We start from the raw sequence: 19117 nt of genomic DNA, 5'->3' as shown, positions 1-19117 counted from the left end.
AAGTCCGTGATGCCTTGCGGGCATCCGTATTTCACCGGTTTTCTTTGTTTACTATCATTCCACTGGAGTGGATCAGAATAGAATTGTTTTAGTGATGATGACCAGAAGGATAAATAAAACTAGGATTGCGCCTGTGGAATGGTTTAAGCCGTGACCTATGTTGCTCATAATAGCAACCTCCTTTAATCATCGGTTTGGGTGAATACAATACATCCTATGCGAAATGTTCCAATAGGATTAGACAGTGGCCTATAGGGTGAAATTTGGGCGGACGAATGTCAAGCTGTAATTTAGTCTAGAAGCGAGAAAATTGCTTTATTCTGGAGGCAGAGCTAATGGAAGTAAGAGGACTAATGGGGGGATTTTACCGAATCTCCGAATGGATTATGAGGTTGTCGGTAATTAATTTATTGTGGATCGTTTGTTCGTTACCTTTTGTCCTGTTTATGATATCGACAGGATTATATCTGTTTAACTTAACGCAAGTGGAAATTGAACAATACGGACTAATGAGTTTTTTATTTTATCCTCTTTTAGTTACTTGTGTTTTGGCTCCATTAACATTATTCCCTGCAACGGCAGCGATGTTTACAGTAGCCCGTAAGTGGGTTATGGGTGAGACAGACGCCCCGTTATTTAAAACATTTTTCCGTGGTTATAAGGATAACTACAAGCAAAGTATGATTGGCGGTTTCTTGTATACGTTATTATTCATCATTTTAATTGTTGATTTTATTGTATATAAAAATCAATTAGCAATCATCTCGTATGCTTTTATGGCATTGTTCGTATTACTTGCAGTTTCTATCTTTAATTTTTTCTCAATGATGGTTCATTATCATATGAAGATGTTCCAATTGCTGAAAAATGCGATGTTAATTACGATAGGGAAGCCTTTCCGTTCCTTTTCCACAGCAATTATGTGTGGTTTCGTAATTTATATCAGTTTCTTTCATGTAGGCTTTCTTGTTCCTTTCTTCATGGGAAGCATCGTCGCGTTTCTTGCTTTTTGGAACTTTAATATTATTTATATGAAGTTACAGCAACAAGCCGAAAAGATGAAAAAGGATGAAGAGGAAGCGGTTGAAGAGGTAGCGGAAATGAATCGTGAAGATTTAGTGAAGGGCGATTCGAAGGAATCCAACAAATAACAATGTCTTAACATTTACTTTTGCTTCTGTTCGGTCTATAATAACTATACCCTGCGATGTTCGTTGCGGCTTTTCGTTGTTTTGAACCAATGGCTGTTTCACGGGAGACCTAAATTGCCATACGGCTGACATGCCCCCTAAAGGGGATCTCAAATGTATTGCTGCGGACACCCACCTGCGAGAGCAGGGTTCAGAAACATGTAAGTCGGACGGCATAGGCGGGTTTATAATTACAATTAAGAGTGATTGCCAGGAGAAATCCGGTAATTGCTCTTTTTTCATATATAAAAACATGTTATGATTAAAAGTAATGTATATAGATGCTAGAGGGGGAGGTCGTTGTTGTTGAAGCGGACCTTAATCGGGCTACTGCGTAGTTATGAACAAACAGGTGACAAGGCTAAAGATCCAGTGTTGAAATCACGCTTTTACAAGCTTTCAAAGGACAAGGCTTGGGAAGAAGTAGTGTCGACACTAAAGAAGATACAAGGCTACAAAATTCTTCACGAGGTACAGTCTGTGGGGGAGATTGTGATGGAGAGACGTACATCTTTTGGCAGAACGATGGACATTACGGTTTCAGTTATAAGTGTAGGACCACTAACTTCGGCTGTTGATATTTATTCTGCATCCAGAGGTTCCTTGGGTGATTTGGGATCCAATTATCGTGTAATCATTGATCTATACCGCGCATTAGATAAGAAGCTTTCGGCTTTTAAAGTTAATAGTTAATACATAACAAAGCGAGGAAGGATATCCTTCACTCGCTTTGTTTGCAGTATAATATGTTTATGTTACTGGGAACAAAATTATACGAGTGCTTTCGCAGCTTCGATTGCTTGCTCGTAATTTGGATGTTCAGTCATCTCTGACAAATATTCAACATATTGAATGGTATTGTTGTTATCAATAATGAAAATAGAACGCATGTCTAGGGCAAGCTCTTTAATAAGTACGCCATATGACTTTCCGAAACTATTTTCTTTGTAGTCAGACAGCATAACAACTTTATCGATGCCTGCTGCTGCACACCAGCGAGATTGTGCGAACGGCGTGTCAACGCTAACTGTAAGTACGACAACATTGTCACCAAGTGATGCTGCTGCTTCGTTGAAACGACGCGTTTGTGCGTCACATACGCCTGTATCGATGGATGGTACAACACTAACAAGTTTAACTTTACCAGCATAATCTTGCAAAGAAACCGTCTCAACTAATGATTTGTTAAGCTCAAAATCAGGAGCTGCCTCCCCAATTTTTAGTTCAGGGCCGACTAATGTGATTGGGTTGCCCTTAAGAGTAGCAACGCCAGCGCGTTCTTGTGTCATAATTATTATTCCTCCTTGGGATGGTTTAAGTGATACGTGATTTATTATAAGCGTTATAAAACATCGTTGTCCAATTAATGGTGTTTGGAATGGAGGAAACAAAATGATTTTTTTACGTTACGAGAGCTTTCGATCATATTTAAAGTTTTATCCGGGTACTTCAATTATTATTTGTCTAAATATTATTAGTTTTATTATTGTTTTATTAGCTGGCACGCCGATTAATGGTGAGACTTTATTTCGGTATGGAGCATTTTTCACTTCACCAGAAGATCCTTATGGGTTGTTAGAGCCATGGCGATATTTAACGGCTATTTTTTTGCATGCAAACTTCAGCCATTTGTTTTTTAACTTATTTGCAATAGTGGTATTTGCGCCACCGCTTGAGCGTCTGTTGAAGACGGTGCGATATATCCCGTTTTTTATTTTGGCGGGAATAGGAGGATATTTCATATCTGCGCTCATGACAGTGGCGCTAAATAAGGAGTACCTTTTGGCAGTTGGTGCATCAGGCGCAATTTATGGCATCTATGGTGCGTTTCTATTCATTGCCATCTTTCGCAAGGCGATGCTTGATATAGCATCTCGCAAAACCGTATATATGATATTAGGCTTTGGAGTTGTATTTTCTGTGTTTGCGAGCCGAGTAGATCTATGGGGACATATAGGCGGCGCTATTTCAGGATTTTTGCTTTACGGACTTTTCGATCGGTCGAAAGTGTGGAAACAATATAAAAGCACTGAAAATTAGGGTTTACTACGGGAGAGAGATCGGACAGTATGGAACTTCGTCAACTTCATTATTTTGTGAAAGTAGCAAGGAAAGAGCATGTTACACAGGCGGCAGAGGAACTTCATGTTGCTCAATCGGCGGTAAGTCGTCAGATCCATCAGCTGGAAGAAGAGCTAGGGGTAAAGCTTTTTGTCCAGAAGGGAAGAAATCTACAACTTACACCTGTTGGAGCGTTGTTTCTAAAGCGTGCAGAAGTCATATTGGCGGACTTGGAACGATCGGTTATCGAAATTCATGAATTTCTTGATCCTGAAAAAGGAGAAATTCGTTTAGGTTTTCCTCATAGCTTAGGGATTTCTTTGATCCCGCAAGTTGTTGCTGCATTTCGGAAGTTGCATCCGAACGTCAAGTTCAGATTTAAGCAGGGAATGTATCCTTCGTTAATTAGAGATTTGGTGAAGGGGGATATCGATTTGGCGTTTATTTCGCCTTTTCCGAAGGAGCATGATCAAGTATGTGGTGAGGTGCTTCTAACAGAAGAGCTTTACGCTATATTGCCGCCCGGACATCCATTATCTGATGAAAAAACGATAGAACTTCGCCAATTGGAAGATGAAGATTTTGTATTATTTAGCGAAGGCTACTCGCTTCGTCCAATTGTTTGGGACGCATGTCAATCCGCTGGATTCGAACCTAAAATTGGATTTGAGGGCGAGGAGACGGATACGATTAGAGGGTTAGTTGCAGCTGGGATGGGAGTAAGTTTGCTTCCAGAATTAGCGCTTCATCATACAGGGCCTTTACAGCCTGCTAAGGTAAGGATTAGCGAGCCATCTGTTACGCGTACAATTGGTATTGTTCATCGTAGCAATGATAAGTTGCCTCTAGTTGCTAAAGTGTTTCACAGCTTCCTGCTTAGGTATTTCCAAGACCGAGATTTATAATCGAGTTGTTTGTATGAATAGAGCCCTCCAGCGGTCTAGACGACCATTGGAGGGCTCTTGTTGTTTTGAGAGAAGTATTGTTAATCCCTGTTCTGTGTGAAAATCATTATATAGCGGAAAAGCTCAAGCAATGAGAGGAGTGCCGCGGCGACATAAGTTAATGCTGCTGCATTAAGTACTTTCGCTACGCCACGTTCTTCATCATTTGTTATAAAACCTTCAGCAATCATAAGATCACGTGCTCGATTGCTAGCGTTAAATTCAACAGGCAATGTGATAAGCTGGAATGCTACGGCAATGGAGAAAAATACAATTCCAATACCGATAAGTCCAAATGCCTGGAACAAGATGCCCCCAATTAACAAGAAAGGGGCAATACCTGATGCAAAGTTAACGACAGGGAATATGCGATGACGCGCCACCAGAAACGGATACGATACTGAATGCTGTATGGCGTGACCTACTTCATGACAAGCGACAGAAACAGCGGAGATAGAGTTTTCATAATAAACTGGCTCGGATAAACGAACAACACGGTGGATAGGATCATAATGGTCAGTCAATGCACCAGGGACTGGTTCAATCGGGACATCATGCAGACCATTATTATCAAGCATCCGTCTTGCAGCTTGGTAGCCTGTAAGTCCACTCCCAACTGGTACTTGAGCCCATTTTTTGAATGTTCCTTTCACACGGAACTGCGCCCATATCGTTAATGCAAAAGCGGCAATTATTAGTACATACATCGTATCATCCTCCATCTAGTTGTAAGTTTCCGTTACATGAGGGAGCTTTTATTCATTAACAGCATGAGAGCTTCGATACACGCCGCAGTATGAGGAGTCAAACGTGTATATAAACGGTCAGCTTGTCTTGGCTTAAGCTGCTTAATGACGGGTTCAAGTTCTTTTACCTCGCGTTCTAGTTGTGACAAATGCTGCTGAATCTCCGTTAGTTTAAGAGATATTTGCTCCTCGGGTGTGATCTTACTCCAGCTGTCTAGATTGGCTTTAATCTCATCTAACGTATATTTGTCTTTTTTCAACTCCTCAATACGTTCAAGTCGCTGCAAAGTTTCATCAGAATAAAGCCGGTAGTTTTTATCGGATCGCTTTGCAGGTTCGATTAAACCGATTGTTGTATAGTAATCAATTGTCCTAGCGCTTACTGCCGCTAACTTGGACAGTTCGCCGATCCGGTATAATGTGATCGCGCCCATCGCTTCACCGCCTCTACTTATCTTTCTATATAAAGTAATGATAATAGTAACAATCCATCCAGTCAAACGAAGGATCAGAGTATTTTGTGACTATTGTACTTATCTCGTTTTCGCATCTAAGAGCATGATGTCATGTTTTGTATCATTATCAGATATTTTTGTAAGAAATTGAAATAAATTATTGTCAAAACTGACACACCGAACTATAATGGCAATAAGTCTTTCACATTATGTAAGGAAATATGACATTAAAGGGAGTGTCCGTATCCATGAAGAAAACAATTTTTGTTTTAGGTGTAATGTCTATCTTATTTCCAGTAGTTGCTTTTGCAGAAAGTCCATCCAGTGATACGCTGAATATGGGGCTGAACTCTCTTTGGATTATGTTGTCATTCATTCTCGTTCTTCTTATGCAAGGTGGATTTATTCTGCTAGAAGCAGGCTCTACAAGAATGAAAAATGCTGGCCATGTAGCTGGAAAAACAATTTTCACTGTCGGATTAGCTGGTTTAATCTACTGGGCAATCGGTTATGGAATTACGTTCGGCGGTGATAATGCAGGAAGCGTGCTTGCTAAGTTTATCGGTTGGGGTGAGTTTTTCTTTAATCCTGGTACGTCAGCAGCAGATGGTGCATCATATCCTTCAGCAGTATTTTTCCTCTTTCAATTAGCATTTGCAGCGATTTCTTTGTCCATCGCGTGGGGTGGATTTGCAGAACGCGCAAAGCTGTCCTCTTATATCGTGTTTACAATATTTTTTACTGCAATAATATACCCGGTTGTAGCTCATTGGATCTGGGGCGGAGGTTGGCTTGCAAAACATGGTGCACAAGACTTTGCCGGATCAACAGTTGTTCATTTAACTGGAGCGGTAGCTGCGTTTGTCGCAACTGTATTGCTTAAGCCGCGTATTGGCAAATTCAACAAAGATGGTTCACCTAATGAAATATTAGGTCACAATCAAGTGTTTACCGCGTTGTCTGTACTACTGTTATGGGTAGGTTGGTTCGGATTTAATGCAGGTTCCACGGTTGCAATTGGCGACGGATTTTTTGCTTATGTTGCATTTACAACGATGCTTGGAGCTGGAGCAGGCGGCGTAGCTGCGCTTGTAATATCATGGGCTGTTACAGGTAAGGCAGATATTACTACAATGTTGAATGGTACGCTTGCTGGGTTAGTAGCTATTACTGCATCATGTGCATTTGTTGATCCATGGGCAGCAGTTGTAATTGGTTTAGTTGCGGGTGTACTCGTATTTTATAGTGTAAAAATGTTCGAAAAATTTAAAGTCGATGATCCAATCTATGCACTTTCTGTTCATGGTATGGCAGGAATATGGGGAACGCTTGCGAATGGTATATTTGCTACGCAAGCATTGGCTGAAAAAGTGAATGTTGGTCAAGGCGGTTTGATTGATACTGGAAGCTGGAAGCAACTGCTTGTTCAATTGGAATCCGTCGTGTTTGCAGGTGGCTTCGTATTAATTGCATCCTTTATTGTTCTAGGAGGAATGAAATTAATTATGGGTTTTAGAGTAACAGAGGAGCAAGAAATTGTAGGACTTGACCTCAGTGAGCATGGAGCATATGGTTATCCTGAACAGTTGAAGAAACCAGGTCAAGACATTAAAGGTTAATTGAAATAATGGACTGACCGAAGGGGAGAGCGGCGTATGGGAGATTCGTTGCGATCACAGCATTTCAAAGGCATTAGCTCTGCTAATCATGTAGAAGCGCTGCGTTCATTGAGGGATCAAGTAAACGATCATATGAAGGTCCTCCTCCCTACACGGCCGATCGAACAAGTGAATGAAGGAATTAATGAGATACATGATGCTATCATATCGAAGGCGATTATGATCTCTGAGGCGGAAATGGCACAGCTGGGGAGGGGTTCTCCACCCGTGCCATACGCTTACCTACTGTTCGGCAGCGGTGGACGGATGGAGCAAACGTTGTCTAGTGATCAGGACAGCGGTGTTGTTTATCAGGATTGTGAAGACAACAAGGAACAGGTAAGGGAATACTTTCAGCTACTATGTAAAATTATTGTAAAAAATTTGATTGATATCGGATATCCCCCCTGTGAAGGAAAGGTGCTTAGTGACAATGCGGATTGGTGTCGCTCACTAAATGAGTGGGGAAAAGTACTTGAAAACTGGTTCAAAGAGCCCGAATGGGAAGCAGTTCGCTATTTATTAATTATCGCAGATGCACGATGCGTATACGGTAGTATGGAGCTTCTCGATTGTTTGAAAGATATGTTTTATACGGATACACTCGAACATCCCTTTATATTGAGGCGAATGACCGAAAATACGATGCGTCATAAGGTGCTAGTTGGTGTGTTTGGTCAGCTTTTGAAAGAACGATATGGGGAAGATGCAGGCAGTGTTGATATCAAATATGGTGCATACATTCCGATGGTTAATTCCATCCGTTTGATGGCCATACAATCTAATATACGCGCAACATCAACGCTGGAAAGAATAAATAAATTAATTGAGGCAGGAAAAATATCGTCAAATGATGGGATGTTGTTTACACAGTCATTCAAATTTATTTTGGCACTAAGGTTGATGACCACAGAATTGCAAAACGAAGGCCTTTATACGAATAACGGAAAGCTGCATAGCAGCAAATTGTCGAAGGAAATGACTGATGAGCTCAAAAGTAGTCTGAAGCAAGGAAAACGATTACAGCGGGCTGCATATAAGCAAGCAATGGGCAGCTTTATGTAAGAGTGGGGCGGTGGAGTCGATTGAAGGAGCAAAAAGGCGTCGGTCGTATGTGGAGCTTATACAAAATGGGCGGTGTCACACCTGCCATTGCTTCCATGCTTGGCTCACAGAACGCGCAACAGATGGCATATATTCGTAATGCAAATCGGGAGCAGCGTAAGCAATCTTTGCTTGAAACTCCTCTTACAGAGCTGGAAATTGTCGTTTTCGATTTGGAGACGACTGGATTTAATCCAAATAACGGTGATGAAATTATTTCTTTTGGCGCAGTAGTTGTTAGAGGCGGGCAAGTTTTGGAGGAAGAAAGCTTCTATCATTTAGTTAACCCGAAACGAAATATTCCAGAAAATATCGTCGAATTAACAGGGATAACAAATGAAATGGTCAAAAATGCTCCTGATCTTATCACGGTACTTCATGATTTTTTGGCTTTTATTGGCCGGCGTTTACTGGTAGCTCATGCTTCGGGACATGACAAACAATTTCTTAATGCCGCCTTATGGCGAACTTCTAAGGTGCATATGAATCATCGCGTCTTGGATACGATGATGATTGCGAAGTGGCTTGAGCCTAATCGTGAGAGTTACGACTTAGATGAATTGCTTACGAGCAGCAACATTCCGATTATTGATCGTCATCATGCACTGCACGACTCTATTATGACCGCTAAGCTCTGGCAAAATTATTTGAATCGAATTGTTGAGCGCAACATTTTTACACTAGGTGATTTGTATGCTTATTTAAGTAAGCACTAATGGTATCGGCTTGAATGAGTCGGTAGTCTTCATATAGGTTTTTACGAGGGGGTGGAGTTCAGAATTTAATGAAACGATCCAGTAGGACAGATCTGATGCTGGTACAAATCCTGAGTAGTCTCGTAGTGATGGATCGGGTGCTGATTGTGGATGAGAGTGATAGATGCCGACAAGTGTTTGTCGGTTTCTTTGTATTGCAAAAAATACGTTCGTCCATTCTTCAGGATCAAATTTAAAAGAATTGGAAGGACTGCTGTGTACGTTTCTGATCGGTAAAATAATATCTGCTGCGTCCCCATGCTCGCTCCGTGCAACAACGCCACATGCTTCGAATGGCAATGCCAAGCTGCTTATGCGAATAAGATCGTCAAATGCGCTTTTAGTCAATTTGATAGTAGGTTCATTCCAGCGCATTAAGTTACTCCACCTCTTTGAAAGTTCTATCATTTCAACAGTATACCATGAGTATAACGATATTAAGCCATTGTTTCTATTTTCGTGGGATAAAGGAATGAAGTTACACCCCATAACACAAATAAAGCAATAATGGTTAGAATGTTAAAAAGCAATGTATCCGAACGAGTGGCTACAAAGCTGAATAAAGGAGGTCCAGCGGCAACACCAAGAAATCGTAAACTATATAAAGATCTCCTGCAAGTGCCATTGCGATAGGTACGGTACCTGCAACAGCAGCGCCTTGAATGATTCTGCCTACCATAAGTATGCTGTACGACTCCCAAATTGCCCCCATCCCTGTCAAAATACCTGTAATACCTTAAACAGCAAGTGCTGGTATTATAACGGACGTTCTCTTCATGTGATCGGACAAATATCCGATAATAGGTATGAATAATGCTGTGGTAAGTGAAAATATAGATATGACTAGACTTGATTGCAGCTTGGTCAGTTTCATTTGCTTCGCCATTTCGGGGGTAATAGGTACGAGCATGGAGTTGCCGAGTACAAGTACGAAAGGTACACTAGCGAAGGCTGTATAGTTGCGCCAATTGGACTCTGTCATTTACGTATCATCATCTTTCATAACCGTGAAATTGAGTAGTGACGGTTTTATGGCTAACCTGCCCTCTGGCTTGAGCTTCCATTCTACCCGTGTTACGATGGATGAAATATGAATTTTTCTATGAAGGAAGGAACAGCATGAAAAATGTAATAACTCTTTTTATCGTTGCATTTTTATTCGCAGGCTTAGCCGTTTATCAATATGCTCAAGATGATTCTACATCGGCTTCGGAGTCGTCAGCAGGTGATAATTTCAAGCCCAAAGCAGGTTTTCAAGCAGCGAGCTTCGAGCTCCCTGCACTAGACGATAAGCCACATGAAGTCGGTGCAAAGGGAACAAAACTGACATTTCTTAATTTCTGGGCTTCATGGTGCGGACCTTGTGAACTAGAAGCACCAGACTTGCAAAAGCTGCATGAAAATTATGGTGACACAATAGCTATGTATGGCGTGAATTCTACGAAATACGATAAGGAAAGAGCTGCTAGAAAGTTTGTGGACGATCATGGGTTTACATTCCCGATTTTGATGGATCGCACAGGAGAAATAACGGATCAATATAAGGTCAATTTGTACCCAACTACTTTCCTGATTGACAACGAAGGTATTATTAGAGAACGAATTAATGGCGTAATTACGTATGAAGAATGGGAACGATTAATTAAGAAGTGGTCATAAGTACGAAAGTGTTAAAAGTAGGATAGTGCAGATGAACATGCTGCCCTGTCCTTTTTTTTGTGCTTTGAGCTCAAAAAAAAAGAAACTGCCGTAGATGATTTCTCTATGACAGGCAGTTTCAGAATGAATAATTACAATTAGTGGTTGATTAGGCCAAGTCGTTCTGTAGAATCGGTCACGTTACTTTCGACTTTGTCCATGTTTAACAACGCATAGCGTACACTGTCGAGCAATGCTTCCCAGCTGGCTTCAATGACATTGCTGGAAACACCAACAGTAGACCAAGTATTGTTTAGATCAGTTGATTCGACGAGAACACGTACTTTCGCCGCAGTCGTATCTTTCTCATCGATAACACGTACTTTATAATCAGTAAGGTGGAACTCTTCAATTTTCGGATAAAACTGTACTAAAGCTTTTCGAAGAGCATTATCAAGTGCATTGACTGGTCCATTACCTTCAGCAGCTGTATAAACTTGCTGTCCGCCAACGTTTATTTTAACAATTGCTTCGGAAACCATTTCACCATTCGTTTTTTCTACATGCATTTTGAAGGATTCTACTTTAAAAATTTCTTTCGTTTCAGTAAAGGCGTCACGAAGAAGAAGCTCAAGTGAAGCATCGGCACCTTCGAATTGGTAGCCTTGATGTTCTAGATCTTTGATCTGCTCCATGATTTGTTTTGTTTTATCGTTATTTGCATTGATATCTAATCCAAGCTCATGTGCCTTAGAGATAATATTACTTTGTCCGGCAAGCTCGGAAACGAGAATACGCTGCTTATTACCAACCAGCTCAGGATTAATATGCTCGTACGTCTTGGAATCTTTCATTATTGCGGATACGTGAATACCACCCTTATGGGCAAATGCTGCGTTGCCGACATAAGCTTGACCTACAGGCATATTCACATTAGCAATTTCACTAATGTAACGTGCTGTATTTGTTAGCATTCTCAGCTTCTCGTCTGGCAGGCAATTATATTTCATCTTTATTTGAAGATTTGGAATGATTGAGCATAGATTCGCATTGCCGCAACGTTCACCATAGCCGTTGATCGTTCCTTGCACTTGGCGAGCACCAGCTTGTACAGCTGCTAATGAATTTGCGACAGCGAGCTCACAATCGTTATGTGTATGAATGCCTATCGGAGTAGTCAATTGTTCTCTCACTCTTGTAACGATTTCATGGATTTCACTTGGTAAAGTACCTCCATTAGTGTCACATAGAACTAGCCAATCTGCTCCTGCTTCTTGAGCCTTGCGCAGTGCAGCAATCGCATACTCAGCATTATGTTTGTAACCATCAAAGAAGTGTTCAGCGTCATACATGGCTTCCATGCCATTACGTTTTAGAAAAGCAAAGGAATCGTAGATCATTGCAAGATTTTCTTCCAATGTCGTTTGAAGAGCGGTGTGAACATGGAAATCCCACGCCTTGCCTACAAGAGTTGCAGCGGGAACGCCAGATTCAACGATTCGTAGAAGGCTTGCGTCTTGCTCCGCAATACTGTTCTTGCGGCGAGTACTTCCGAATGCCGTTATCCGAGCGGTCAAATTTAATGTTTTGACACGTTGGAAAAATTCAATATCTTTACTGTTGCTGCCAGGATTTCCACCTTCAATATAGTGTACTCCAAGCGCGTCCAGCTTTTGGGCAATTTTTAGCTTATCGTCTGCGGACAGGCTGATCCCTTCGCCTTGAGTTCCATCACGCAGCGTCGTGTCAAAGATTGAGATATTATCGGACATTTGTTGTGACGCCTCCTTCACTGATAACCTTTTCAAATCATAATTTAAGATTATAACACTTTATCTATTTAAAGTAGAGAGGGAATTGTCTGTTTTTTCACAATTATGCCAGCATTGACTTGCTTCCTGCCTAATTATATGCTGAATGCAATAGAAATTGAACAAGCAATTATTCCGACTAAGGGCGGTGAAACGAGCAGTTATGAGCAATGTTAATGATCATTATCCTGTTAAAGGCAGAGTGATTATCCATCTAGATATGAATGCGTTCTACTGCTCGGTGCATGAAGCTGAAGAGCCGGAATATTATAAAAATAAGCCGACAGCAGTATCTGGAAGTGTGGAGCAGCGCAAAGGAATCGTAGTGACGTGCTCATATGTCGCTAGGTCGAGAGGCGTAAAGACAGGAATGACCGTAAGACAAGCGACAAGGTTATGTCCAGAGCTAATTTTGATTAAGCCAGACTTTAACCTGTACCGCAAATATTCCAATGGATTTATGTCTATTGCCAGATCATTTACACCACTAATTGAAGCTGTATCGATCGATGAATGCTACATGGACATTACGGGCTCCAAACTTTTTGGAACACCGTTAGAAATTGCAGATGCTCTGCAAAAGAAAGTAATGTCAGAGTGGCAACTTCCATGCTCGATCGGTCTTGCGCCTAACAAGCTGTTGGCGAAGATGGCTTCCGATATGAAGAAGCCAAATGGGCTAACGGTGTTACGTCTGCGTGATGTGCCGCATCTATTGTGGAATAAGCCGTGTGGGGCGCTTTTTGGGATAGGTGGTAAGACGGCCGAGAAACTGGCGAAACTAAACATTATGACAATAGGTGCCTTAGCAGCAGCAGACGAAAATATGTTAATTAAGCAGTTCGGCGTTACTGGAGCCTGGATGAAGTCGGCTGCGCATGGTATTGATCATTCGCTAGTTAATCCGGATCGGGAACGAAACAAGTCTATTGGTCATACGACTACGTTGCCAAGCGATATTAGCAATCAAGATGATGTGTTTCGTGTACTGCTTAATCTAGCGGACCAGACTGGCAGAAGACTTCGGAGGCAGAAGCTCGTTGCTTCTACGATCCAGATTACGATACGAAGGCCGGATATGGTAACGATTACCCGTTCGCAAACACTTCAAGCTCCAACACAATCGGCTGAAGAAATAAATATGGAAGCTCGCAAGTTATTTGTTCGACATTGGAAACAAGGAGATCCTATACGTTTATTAGGAGTAACCTTGCAAAACCTATCACCACTCAATGAAACAGCCCTTCAATTAGACTTGTTCAACTATGAAGAGCAACCGCGGAAAGAAGCACTTATTCAGGCGATGGATGCACTTCGAGATAAATTTGGAGAGGATGCAGTTCTGACAGCAGGTATGCTAGGTGATGATCCTTCAACCTTAATAAGGAACAAACGAATTCGTGGAACATCCTTGCAAAAGGACGATAGTTTGTTATATATTGATGAGTGAGGAACCAAGCTATTCTGGTCTTTTAATGATGAATCGGAATAATTCCGTATTTAATAAAGGAGGGAAAAACCATGGCAAAATACACATGGGTTGAGAAAGACACTTGCATTGCTTGTGGCGCTTGCGGAGCTACTGCTCCTGACATTTATGATTATGATGACGAGGGCTTAGCAGAAGTTATTTTCCAAAACGACTGCAACCGCGGTAATGTAGAAATTCCTGATGATATGTTTGATGACTTGCAGGATGCTTGTGACGGCTGTCCTACTGATTCCATCAAAATTGCAGATGAGCCGTTTAATGCACCGGGCTAACTAGCAATTATTTCTCATACATTTTTCAAACTCCCCCACAACCGTTTTGACGGAGTGGGGGAGTTTTTTTTATATGCCGTATACTCTGGATGAAAGCCCCTCCTTTGCCGATATAAAGTATAAAAGATCGTAAGTAGGAGGGGTTAGGATGGATCAGCCGGAGGATATCCTTTATTTGAAACAATTCGTGAAGCAGCATCCTAACAATAAAATGGGTTGGTATTTACTAGGAAAACATTATTTGCAAGCGGGTAAAGAGGCGAAAGCTAATTATTGTTTTATTCAGGCCGGAGATATATACGAGGCCTTTGAACAAGAAAGCCATCCTCTTGGTGAAGCGCAGCTAGAAGAATTGAAGGAATGGGACAAAAAACAGAAGAAAAAACAGCTGCTGCGTAAAACATTGTTTATAGCAATACCTTTGCTGCTTCTTGCACTTCTTATCCCAGCTAAAGAATTTATATTTAAGGACTCTCCGAAAGAAATTGTTACAGACAATTCTGCCCTCATTCCGGCTGTTGGTGTTGTTATGGTACCGCAACAACAATTGCAGCCCATTGGTTATGCGATGAATACTATAATAGCAGCTGGTAAGGAAGCGCCCGATCTTACGCTTGCTATTCGGCTAGAGGAGAAGGGAGGCTGGAGACAGTGGAATGGCAATGTCCGGTTTCTAATGAGCCTTAACCGCAATGTGACAGGCAGTAAGGCTCAGGTAACTATGTTTGATCGAGATAGCTGTGTTTGTGAGCCGGGTGATACGAATAATGCCAGTAAACCATTTAAGGAATGGAAAAAAAATCAGGAGATGCATTGGACATTATCTAGTGCAATTCATCATTTTAAAGAACGGAATGGAAAGTGGCCTGAACGATTGAAGGATCTAATACGTCCATATCCAAACAACATTCTGTCTGGAGAAGGCAAAGGAATGGTAGCAATGTTTCCAGATGTATTGTCAAAACTTAAGACGTCCTCAAATGATGGTTCACAATCAACAGCTTCTGGAGGGAATCAAAATCATCCACTAAAGACGTCAGATGACGAGTCCAACAAATCCAGTATTGGTACAAATGGACTGTTTCAACAAAAATGGAATAAGCCGCTTGAAATTGTTATCGACACCTCACAACATCGACTAGCTGTTGTGCAAAATGATGTGGTCATTAGAAGTTATAAAGTTGGGTTAGGCGGAGATCGAACACCAGAGGGGAGCTTCTATATTAGTGAGAAGGTTCGTAATCCTAACGGTCGTGATGATGGTATCTTTGGCAGCAGAGGTATGGCGCTATCCAATACGTTGTACGCCATTCACGGTACGGGAGATATTGATAGTATTGAAAAAGATGAGTCATTAGGCTGTATTCGATTACGTAAGGCGGATGTGGAGGAATTATACGATTTAGTACCACTAGGAACAGTGGTGAAAATAAAAAACGGGACGCTTCCGCCCAATTCCAAGGAAGCGGCTGAACGATTCCAGCTGGAGCCTCAGGAGAACGAAACCAATCCCGCAAAAGTATATCAATGGTTAAAATAAGTTTACATACTAAGAGAAAATGAGTAGTGCTGCAACTACGATGAATAGAATAGATACGATGGAACCAATCCATATTAGTGCTTTCTTATTGACTTCTTCTTTAGGCTTTACTTTCATTGTTGCTGGTTTTCTTTTGGCTGCGCCCATACTAGAATCAACCTCTCTTTTTATGAATAGAAGTGGGACATATGCCTATATTGTAATCGTTTTCGCCTAGTGTCGCAACATGGTATGTACATTCTGAGTAAGCAATACGTTACTGTAAGCTCTTTTCTTTTTGTCGCAAAAGCGATAAACTGTAGGATAGAGCATACAACGTGGAACGGAGTGAATTTTTTGCTGTATACATATTTACTTAAACCGATGTTTTTCAAAATGGATCCCGAAAAAGCTCATCATGTCGTCATAGATGGATTGGCCACTGGCAGCAAAATACCTGGAATGACTGGACTGATGAACGCTATGTATGGCGTGTCGGAATCACCAGAACTACGAACGGAACTGCTCGGCTTGAAATTCCCACATCCCATTGGTCTCGCTGCAGGCTTGGATAAAAACGGGAAAGCACCGGATGGATTCTCGAGTATTGGCTTCGGATTTGCAGAGGTGGGTACAGTAACTCCCAAAGGTCAAGCAGGTAACGATCTTCCACGATTGTTTAGACTTCCAGCTGACGAAGCACTTATAAATCGGATGGGCTTTAATAATGAAGGTGCAGATGCGATGGCAGCATCATTATCCAAACGAAAAATTAATCGTATTCCGATAGCTGTCAACATTGGAAAAAATAAAAATACACCAAATGAGTTAGCACATGAAGATTACCAATCCTGCATTCGATCCCTTTATGATCATGGCGACTTCTTCGTCGTTAATATTAGTTCCCCGAATACACAAGGGTTACGTGATCTTCAACATGGGGACGAGCTGCGCAAGTTGTTAGTTACTGTCATGGATGAGATGAAAGCGCAAGCAGTTGCAAGGAAAGCGATTCCGAAGCAAGTTATGGTGAAAATTGCACCAGACATGTCTGAGGAGCAACTTGAGCACACGGTAAATACGATTGTGGAATGTGGTGTAGCAGGTATCATCGCCACAAATACAACGTTATCACGTGAAGGACTAACACATGCTAATGCTTCACAAGCAGGTGGGATGAGTGGTAAACCACTGCGGGATCGTTCAACGGAAGTGATCGCTTCTGTGTACAGATATACCGGTGGACGTATGCCAATCATCGGTTCTGGCGGCATTTTTACTGCACAAGATGCATACGATAAAATTCGCGCTGGGGCTTCAATGGTAGAGGTGTATACAGCTCTTATTTATAAAGGACCTGGATTACTGCGAGAGCTTACAAACGGACTTAAAGAATGTTTACGCAAGGATGGTTACCGTAATATTGCCGAAGCAGTGGGCGCAGATCATCGTTAGAAACAGGAGGCGGCCGGATGGACGGTAGAGACTGGGGTCTTTTTTTACAGCCTTATGAGCAAGCGGTCGAAGAATTAAAGGTAAAGTTCAAAACGATGCGAATGGAACTTAAACTTAGAGAAGCTTATGCTCCTATCGAATTCGTAACAGGTAGAACAAAGCGGATATCTAGTGTTTTGGAAAAAGCGAAACGACTTGGGGTTGCTCCTGATCAGCTAGATACAGGAATAGAGGATATAGCTGGCATAAGAATTATGTGCCAATTTGTAGATGATATTCATCGAGTTGCGGCTCTTATCCGAACACGCAGAGATTTGCAGCTTGTTTACGAGAAGGACTACATTACGAATTACAAGGATAGCGGTTATAGAAGCTACCATATTATCGTAAAATACCCGGTTCAAACGGCGCTTGGCTATAAGGAAGTGCTTGCAGAAATCCAGATTCGCACACTTGCGATGAACTTCTGGGCAACAATCGAGCATTCTCTCAACTATAAATTTAAAGAAAGCTTACCAGATGATGTGCGCATTCGACTAAAAAAAGCAGCCGAAGCTGCATTCCATCTGGATACAGAAATGACTAGCATTAGACAAGAAATATTGGATGCTCAAACGGAATTTGAAGAGCAATCCAATGTTGTCTCACGCGCTTTAAATGGCATTCAAGATTTGTACTTTTATAATAGAGTCCGTGAGGCTGCACAATTCCAGATGAAATTTAATGAACTGTTCGAGCTCGAGGATTATCCCCGATTAAACGGTTTAGCAACTGACATTGGAATATCGATTAGTAAGGCGAAGAGGAGTGGACAAACCTAATTTGAGGTGTCCCAAGTAAAAATAAAACCTCCGGTTCTACTTTACCAGTAGATCGGAGGTTTTGTTGTGTCGTGGAGTGGCTAAAGCCTAATCAGCTCTTTACGTTTTTGGGCTTAAAGGCTTCATCTATGGCTTCACGAATTTCATCGTCCGTTTTTCCTTGCTTGCTTAAGTTGACGATCATTTCCATTTCTTTTTTGCAAATACCGCAACTGGTACTATGATCTGTCCATGTGACCGTACCGTCATCAGCAGGATGTTCGGTAATGTAGCATCGGAGCAAGGAATCATGAGGTTCATCAATTTCCGTTCCCGCCATACAGCCGCAGTAGCAGTTAATGCCGCCCATTAGATCAGTATGGTTGTGTACTTCAGCGTATAGATCTTGAGTAAGTTTTGTGTGGTCCTTGAGAAATCCGGGTTGTTCTTTCAGTGATGCTGTTTTTTCCCAAGTTTCTGAGCCGTGCAGCTCAGTATGACCACTCTCTTTGTCATTACCCATGCTACAAGCAGTGAGTAGTGTAATAAGAGCAAATCCGAGCAGCATGGCATACATTATGCCTCTAGATGTGGAGCCGGTGTTTTGTTGGTTCACCCCATTAGGCTCGGCACTAGCTGATCGGTTAGGTTTCATCATTTCACCTCAGGTACTGAATTTTTGATAAAGAATGCTTTAAAGTCTTCAAGAGTACTGCCCGAGGTCATTCCTTCTTGTTTGAGTCCTCCTTCAAGACGATCGACTTCAACACCATCCTTGAAGTAAAGAAGTGTTGGTGTATACTCAACACCATATTTAGTTCCATAGTCTCTGAATTCAAGCAAGTTGAACATCGGCAAATCAATACCTATTCCATCAGCAATTGGTTTGATTTGTGGCGTTGTGAATTTGCAATACTCGCAGTTTGATGCAAACATATACACGAAGAAGTCTTCTTTATCGGCAACCTTCTTGTCCAATTCTTTCGGCAATATGATATTCTGATAGTTGGGATCATCCAGTTGCGCACGTGTTGCAGGATTTAAATCGGATACGGACTTAGCATAAAGTTCATTCTTTTTACCTGAATTGTTTAATACGAAGATAGATCCGAACAAAAAGATAATAATACCGATATACACATAAATCATTTTAAACTTTGTTTTTTTCTTTTTCATTACTAATTAACCTCCATTTTAGTTGTAATGGACAAGCCTAA

Annotated in this window: 24 protein-coding genes and 1 other RNA gene; 14 read left to right on the top strand and 11 right to left on the bottom strand. The window is 41.5% G+C overall.

Going from position 1 to position 19117, the window contains the following annotated elements; all coding sequences use genetic code 11:
• Positions 1-72: 72 nt before the first annotated feature.
• Positions 73-168 (bottom strand): YjcZ family sporulation protein, encoded by a 96-nt coding sequence (locus MFF31_RS21060; protein ID WP_238190715.1) that lies wholly within the window; start codon positions 166-168, stop codon positions 73-75.
• A 167-nt stretch (positions 169-335) separates the two neighbouring features.
• On the opposite strand from MFF31_RS21060, the gene MFF31_RS21055 reads away from it, so the two are divergent.
• From MFF31_RS21055 to MFF31_RS21045, 3 genes are all read left to right on the top strand, one after another.
• Positions 336-1151, top strand: coding sequence for a YesL family protein (locus tag MFF31_RS21055; RefSeq protein ID WP_238190713.1), 816 nt, complete (start codon positions 336-338; stop codon positions 1149-1151).
• A 45-nt stretch (positions 1152-1196) separates the two neighbouring features.
• Positions 1197-1380: non-coding RNA, 6S RNA (gene ssrS / locus MFF31_RS21050), on the top strand.
• Between the two features lie 110 nt (positions 1381-1490).
• Positions 1491-1883, top strand: a complete 393-nt coding sequence (locus tag MFF31_RS21045; protein WP_238190711.1) for a DUF1499 domain-containing protein — start codon at positions 1491-1493, stop codon at positions 1881-1883.
• A gap of 77 nt (positions 1884-1960) precedes the next feature.
• On the opposite strand, the gene tpx is transcribed toward MFF31_RS21045, so the two are convergent.
• Complete coding sequence (tpx, locus tag MFF31_RS21040) at positions 1961-2479, bottom strand: thiol peroxidase (protein WP_238190710.1); 519 nt, start codon at positions 2477-2479, stop codon at positions 1961-1963.
• Between the two features lie 103 nt (positions 2480-2582).
• Here tpx and MFF31_RS21035 point away from each other — a divergent pair, with 103 nt between their 5' ends.
• Together MFF31_RS21035 and gltC are read left to right on the top strand one after the other, a co-directional pair.
• A complete protein-coding gene (locus MFF31_RS21035) occupies positions 2583-3230 on the top strand; it encodes a rhomboid family intramembrane serine protease (protein WP_238190708.1) in 648 nt (215 codons plus the stop codon).
• Between the two features lie 29 nt (positions 3231-3259).
• On the top strand, positions 3260-4156 hold the full coding sequence (gltC, locus tag MFF31_RS21030; RefSeq protein ID WP_238190706.1) for a glutamate biosynthesis transcriptional regulator GltC: 897 nt from the start codon (positions 3260-3262) through the stop codon (positions 4154-4156).
• Between the two features lie 80 nt (positions 4157-4236).
• On the opposite strand, the gene MFF31_RS21025 is transcribed toward gltC, so the two are convergent.
• Together MFF31_RS21025 and MFF31_RS21020 are read right to left on the bottom strand one after the other, a co-directional pair.
• Positions 4237-4902 carry a zinc metallopeptidase gene (locus tag MFF31_RS21025; protein WP_375541340.1) on the bottom strand — a complete coding sequence of 222 codons (666 nt, stop codon included), beginning with the start codon at positions 4900-4902 and terminating at the stop codon, positions 4237-4239.
• 32 nt (positions 4903-4934) lie between these two features.
• On the bottom strand, positions 4935-5375 hold the full coding sequence (locus MFF31_RS21020; protein ID WP_238190703.1) for a MerR family transcriptional regulator: 441 nt from the start codon (positions 5373-5375) through the stop codon (positions 4935-4937).
• Positions 5376-5644: 269 nt separating this feature from the next.
• On the opposite strand from MFF31_RS21020, the gene MFF31_RS21015 reads away from it, so the two are divergent.
• The 3 genes from MFF31_RS21015 to MFF31_RS21005 are packed head-to-tail and all read left to right on the top strand — an operon-like array spanning position 5645 to position 8874.
• Positions 5645-7015 (top strand): ammonium transporter, encoded by a 1371-nt coding sequence (locus tag MFF31_RS21015; RefSeq protein ID WP_238190702.1) that lies wholly within the window; start codon positions 5645-5647, stop codon positions 7013-7015.
• A gap of 36 nt (positions 7016-7051) precedes the next feature.
• Positions 7052-8119 carry a DUF294 nucleotidyltransferase-like domain-containing protein gene (locus tag MFF31_RS21010; RefSeq protein ID WP_238190701.1) on the top strand — a complete coding sequence of 356 codons (1068 nt, stop codon included), beginning with the start codon at positions 7052-7054 and terminating at the stop codon, positions 8117-8119.
• 20 nt (positions 8120-8139) lie between these two features.
• Positions 8140-8874: a 3'-5' exonuclease gene (locus MFF31_RS21005; protein ID WP_238190700.1), complete on the top strand. Its 735-nt coding sequence runs from the start codon at positions 8140-8142 to the stop codon at positions 8872-8874.
• Here MFF31_RS21005 and MFF31_RS21000 read toward each other — a convergent pair.
• The 3 genes from MFF31_RS21000 to MFF31_RS20990 form a co-directional block, all read right to left on the bottom strand.
• A complete protein-coding gene (locus MFF31_RS21000; protein WP_238190699.1) occupies positions 8860-9288 on the bottom strand; it encodes a M67 family metallopeptidase in 429 nt (142 codons plus the stop codon). The genes MFF31_RS21005 and MFF31_RS21000 overlap by 15 nt on opposite strands.
• A gap of 172 nt (positions 9289-9460) precedes the next feature.
• On the bottom strand, positions 9461-9625 hold the full coding sequence (locus MFF31_RS20995; RefSeq protein ID WP_238190698.1) for a hypothetical protein: 165 nt from the start codon (positions 9623-9625) through the stop codon (positions 9461-9463).
• 24 nt (positions 9626-9649) lie between these two features.
• Positions 9650-9895, bottom strand: a complete 246-nt coding sequence (locus MFF31_RS20990) for an MFS transporter (protein ID WP_238190696.1) — start codon at positions 9893-9895, stop codon at positions 9650-9652.
• A gap of 137 nt (positions 9896-10032) precedes the next feature.
• Between MFF31_RS20990 and MFF31_RS20985 the strand changes: the two genes are divergently transcribed.
• Positions 10033-10572 carry a TlpA family protein disulfide reductase gene (locus MFF31_RS20985; RefSeq protein ID WP_238190694.1) on the top strand — a complete coding sequence of 180 codons (540 nt, stop codon included), beginning with the start codon at positions 10033-10035 and terminating at the stop codon, positions 10570-10572.
• 137 nt (positions 10573-10709) lie between these two features.
• Here the strand turns inward: MFF31_RS20985 and cimA are convergent, their stop codons facing one another.
• A complete protein-coding gene (gene cimA, locus MFF31_RS20980; protein WP_238190693.1) occupies positions 10710-12323 on the bottom strand; it encodes a citramalate synthase in 1614 nt (537 codons plus the stop codon).
• 202 nt (positions 12324-12525) lie between these two features.
• Between cimA and MFF31_RS20975 the strand changes: the two genes are divergently transcribed.
• From MFF31_RS20975 to MFF31_RS20965, 3 genes are all read left to right on the top strand, one after another.
• Positions 12526-13812, top strand: a complete 1287-nt coding sequence (locus tag MFF31_RS20975) for a DNA polymerase IV (RefSeq protein WP_238192175.1) — start codon at positions 12526-12528, stop codon at positions 13810-13812.
• Between the two features lie 71 nt (positions 13813-13883).
• Positions 13884-14126: a ferredoxin gene (locus MFF31_RS20970; RefSeq protein ID WP_238190692.1), complete on the top strand. Its 243-nt coding sequence runs from the start codon at positions 13884-13886 to the stop codon at positions 14124-14126.
• Positions 14127-14274: 148 nt separating this feature from the next.
• A complete protein-coding gene (locus MFF31_RS20965; RefSeq protein WP_238190691.1) occupies positions 14275-15666 on the top strand; it encodes a L,D-transpeptidase family protein in 1392 nt (463 codons plus the stop codon).
• Positions 15667-15675: 9 nt separating this feature from the next.
• Here MFF31_RS20965 and MFF31_RS20960 read toward each other — a convergent pair whose 3' ends face one another.
• Positions 15676-15813 carry a hypothetical protein gene (locus tag MFF31_RS20960; RefSeq protein ID WP_238190690.1) on the bottom strand — a complete coding sequence of 46 codons (138 nt, stop codon included), beginning with the start codon at positions 15811-15813 and terminating at the stop codon, positions 15676-15678.
• Between the two features lie 189 nt (positions 15814-16002).
• Between MFF31_RS20960 and MFF31_RS20955 the strand changes: the two genes are divergently transcribed.
• Both MFF31_RS20955 and yjbM read left to right on the top strand, forming a co-directional pair.
• A complete protein-coding gene (locus MFF31_RS20955; RefSeq protein WP_238190689.1) occupies positions 16003-17100 on the top strand; it encodes a quinone-dependent dihydroorotate dehydrogenase in 1098 nt (365 codons plus the stop codon).
• 17 nt (positions 17101-17117) lie between these two features.
• Entirely contained in the window at positions 17118-17921 is an 804-nt protein-coding gene (gene yjbM / locus MFF31_RS20950; RefSeq protein ID WP_238190688.1) for a GTP diphosphokinase, read from the top strand.
• 91 nt (positions 17922-18012) lie between these two features.
• Here the strand turns inward: yjbM and MFF31_RS20945 are convergent, their stop codons facing one another.
• Together MFF31_RS20945 and MFF31_RS20940 are read right to left on the bottom strand one after the other, a co-directional pair.
• Positions 18013-18558 carry a PCYCGC motif-containing (lipo)protein gene (locus MFF31_RS20945; RefSeq protein WP_238190687.1) on the bottom strand — a complete coding sequence of 182 codons (546 nt, stop codon included), beginning with the start codon at positions 18556-18558 and terminating at the stop codon, positions 18013-18015.
• On the bottom strand, positions 18555-19076 hold the full coding sequence (locus MFF31_RS20940; RefSeq protein ID WP_238190686.1) for a thioredoxin family protein: 522 nt from the start codon (positions 19074-19076) through the stop codon (positions 18555-18557). Before MFF31_RS20940 ends, MFF31_RS20945 begins: the two co-directional genes overlap by 4 nt.
• Between the last annotated feature and the right edge of the window lie 41 nt (positions 19077-19117).

It is taken from the genome of Paenibacillus sp. L3-i20, from assembly GCF_022180385.2.
Lineage (GTDB): Bacteria > Bacillota > Bacilli > Paenibacillales > Paenibacillaceae > Pristimantibacillus.
Note: the sequence above shows the minus strand (reverse complement) of the source record. Positions and strands in the feature narration are given on the sequence as shown.

What these genes read in the sequence shown, in the direction of transcription:
- MFF31_RS21060 (WP_238190715.1), bottom strand. Translation starts at nt 168, where the DNA reads ATGAGCAACATAGGTCACGGCTTAAACCATTCCACAGGCGCAATCCTA.
- MFF31_RS21055 (WP_238190713.1), top strand. Translation starts at nt 336, where the DNA reads ATGGAAGTAAGAGGACTAATGGGGGGATTTTACCGAATCTCCGAATGG.
- tpx (WP_238190710.1), bottom strand. Translation starts at nt 2,479, where the DNA reads ATGACACAAGAACGCGCTGGCGTTGCTACTCTTAAGGGCAACCCAATC.
- MFF31_RS21035 (WP_238190708.1), top strand. Translation starts at nt 2,583, where the DNA reads ATGATTTTTTTACGTTACGAGAGCTTTCGATCATATTTAAAGTTTTAT.
- gltC (WP_238190706.1), top strand. Translation starts at nt 3,260, where the DNA reads ATGGAACTTCGTCAACTTCATTATTTTGTGAAAGTAGCAAGGAAAGAG.
- MFF31_RS21025 (WP_375541340.1), bottom strand. Translation starts at nt 4,902, where the DNA reads ATGTATGTACTAATAATTGCCGCTTTTGCATTAACGATATGGGCGCAG.
- MFF31_RS21020 (WP_238190703.1), bottom strand. Translation starts at nt 5,375, where the DNA reads ATGGGCGCGATCACATTATACCGGATCGGCGAACTGTCCAAGTTAGCG.
- MFF31_RS21015 (WP_238190702.1), top strand. Translation starts at nt 5,645, where the DNA reads ATGAAGAAAACAATTTTTGTTTTAGGTGTAATGTCTATCTTATTTCCA.
- MFF31_RS21010 (WP_238190701.1), top strand. Translation starts at nt 7,052, where the DNA reads ATGGGAGATTCGTTGCGATCACAGCATTTCAAAGGCATTAGCTCTGCT.
- MFF31_RS21000 (WP_238190699.1), bottom strand. Translation starts at nt 9,288, where the DNA reads ATGCGCTGGAATGAACCTACTATCAAATTGACTAAAAGCGCATTTGAC.
- MFF31_RS20995 (WP_238190698.1), bottom strand. Translation starts at nt 9,625, where the DNA reads ATGGGGGCAATTTGGGAGTCGTACAGCATACTTATGGTAGGCAGAATC.
- MFF31_RS20990 (WP_238190696.1), bottom strand. Translation starts at nt 9,895, where the DNA reads ATGACAGAGTCCAATTGGCGCAACTATACAGCCTTCGCTAGTGTACCT.
- MFF31_RS20985 (WP_238190694.1), top strand. Translation starts at nt 10,033, where the DNA reads ATGAAAAATGTAATAACTCTTTTTATCGTTGCATTTTTATTCGCAGGC.
- cimA (WP_238190693.1), bottom strand. Translation starts at nt 12,323, where the DNA reads ATGTCCGATAATATCTCAATCTTTGACACGACGCTGCGTGATGGAACT.
- MFF31_RS20975 (WP_238192175.1), top strand. Translation starts at nt 12,526, where the DNA reads ATGAGCAATGTTAATGATCATTATCCTGTTAAAGGCAGAGTGATTATC.
- MFF31_RS20970 (WP_238190692.1), top strand. Translation starts at nt 13,884, where the DNA reads ATGGCAAAATACACATGGGTTGAGAAAGACACTTGCATTGCTTGTGGC.
- MFF31_RS20965 (WP_238190691.1), top strand. Translation starts at nt 14,275, where the DNA reads ATGGATCAGCCGGAGGATATCCTTTATTTGAAACAATTCGTGAAGCAG.
- MFF31_RS20960 (WP_238190690.1), bottom strand. Translation starts at nt 15,813, where the DNA reads ATGGGCGCAGCCAAAAGAAAACCAGCAACAATGAAAGTAAAGCCTAAA.
- yjbM (WP_238190688.1), top strand. Translation starts at nt 17,118, where the DNA reads ATGGACGGTAGAGACTGGGGTCTTTTTTTACAGCCTTATGAGCAAGCG.
- MFF31_RS20945 (WP_238190687.1), bottom strand. Translation starts at nt 18,558, where the DNA reads ATGATGAAACCTAACCGATCAGCTAGTGCCGAGCCTAATGGGGTGAAC.
- MFF31_RS20940 (WP_238190686.1), bottom strand. Translation starts at nt 19,076, where the DNA reads ATGAAAAAGAAAAAAACAAAGTTTAAAATGATTTATGTGTATATCGGT.